Annotated in this window: 2 protein-coding genes; both read left to right on the forward strand. The window is 32.6% G+C overall.

Going from position 1 to position 1921, the window contains the following annotated elements; translation table 11 throughout:
- The first annotated feature begins 561 nt into the window (after positions 1-561).
- Positions 562-1041 (forward strand): hypothetical protein, encoded by a 480-nt coding sequence (locus FT993_RS08340; protein WP_147862095.1) that lies wholly within the window; start codon positions 562-564, stop codon positions 1039-1041.
- A gap of 147 nt (positions 1042-1188) precedes the next feature.
- Positions 1189-1704 carry a hypothetical protein gene (locus tag FT993_RS08345; RefSeq protein ID WP_147862096.1) on the forward strand — a complete coding sequence of 172 codons (516 nt, stop codon included), beginning with the start codon at positions 1189-1191 and terminating at the stop codon, positions 1702-1704.
- The last annotated feature ends 217 nt before the right edge of the window (positions 1705-1921 follow it).

Raw genomic sequence — 1921 nt, forward strand, 5'->3', positions numbered from 1 at the left:
AGCCAAGGCCGTTACATACAATGGCTCGGAATAAAAAGCAGAACGGACAAATAATTTTTCTGCCTGTTTGAAAAACTTGAGAAAAAAATAAATCATTTTTTTATTAAAATCAACTGACTTGAAAAGCCATCTGCGAAATTGAAAAAACATTACACGGAATGAAAAGCACAACGCTGAAAAAAATTGAATAAAACAATATCGTGCAAAAAAATAAAAAGCGAATTTAAAAATTAAGCGGAATTAAGGTCGAATCAAAAATTTGAAATAAACGAAAAAAAGATATTAAAATCTACGTTTTAAAATTAAATCAGCGCATTGCTGAATAAAAAAAGTGGTCGGAAAAAAATCAGAGCGGAAAAAATTATGTGGACGGCATAGCAGAGCGTTCTAAGCAGAGCGTGTCGCCACAGTATGTAACAACGGCTATAATTCATTGCGGCGGAATTTTCTACCGAAAATTCCACGCTTTTTTCTATCTTTGAGCTATAACGGAATAAATCCTGCGTATTTATCCGCAACGAAATCATAGCCAAAGCCGTTGTACACAAGCTGAAAAAAAAAATGAATCCTTTTGACCTTAATGATATTTTTAAAAAGAACGTAGGTGAATTTATACTTACATTTTCCGAAATTGAATTTGGTCTAGGTGTTATGGTTTCGTATTTAGAAAATGGAACTCAAGAAAACCCACTAAAACCTGATATAATTGGGCTTAACTTGGATGATAAACGTAAACGAATTAGAAACGGATTAAAGGATAATTCGGAATTATCAAAACTATGGAATAAAATTGACGGGAAAATTTCTGACTGTAATGAATTTCGGAGATTAATTGCTCACGGAATTGTATCTAACCATTTACCAAATCCAAGTTTACAAGGTTTAGTTAAGGCAAAACCGAGAAATGGTGTTAAAGGATTTATATTTAAGGATATTACCAATGAAGAAGTAGAAAAAAAACTTAAAAAACTAATTGATATAAATTCTGGTAAAATCGGTCTTGGAGTTTTAAATTCTGAAATTAAAGAATGGAAAAAATAAAAGCCAGTGTACAACAATGTATAACCGCAATTACGGCGGATTCGACTACGTCCGAATCCACTCGGAATTGCTAACGTCTGTGCCAAAACGAAAGTAAACGCTAATTAACCCGTAACTGACGGTTATACGAAGCCGTTAGCCACAATTATGAAAAAACTAAAACCGATATTGGCAATTTTAGGGATTGTAATTGGAATTTATTTCTTATTCGGTTTCATTAATAGTTTTTTTGGTTGGTATGGATATGAAAAATGGAAATACAGAAGAGTAACTCGTGGAGATTTAACGGAATCTAAAGAACGAAATGTTTTCATTAAAAATTTAGAGTTTGAATTAGTTCCGAAAACTGACTCACTTGAATTTAATGCCTTTATAGAAAATGGATTTACTTACGGAAAACATTCATCTGTAAAGACCGAATTAATCAAAACTAAAACTGATTTCCCATTTCAAGTTTCGTTTTCACAAAAGGACACTCTAAACAAAATCACGTTTGACCTTTTGCCAATTACGAAAATGGACTCTATGGACTATTTTGTTGTTTATTTGCGAAAACCTGAATTGAATGACACCATCTATTTAAAAATAAGAAAATGGGAAAACAAAATCGGAACTGACTCAATCGGATTTATAAAAATTTATGACAAAAATAACAGTGGCTAACAATGTATAACCGCAATTACGGCGGATTCGACTACGTCCGAATCCACTCGGAATTGCTAACGTCAGTGCTTAACCGAAAATCATTATCTTTAATCCCGTAACTGACGGTTATACGAGACCGTTGTGCGTCATATAACCAATGAACTTTCCTGAAATAGGTTGACTAAAAATTAAACCATTAATTATAGTCACTTATGAAAACAAAAATAGACCACCG

It is taken from the genome of Mesonia sp. HuA40 (assembly GCF_008017835.1).
Classification (GTDB): Bacteria; Bacteroidota; Bacteroidia; order Flavobacteriales; family Flavobacteriaceae; genus Mesonia.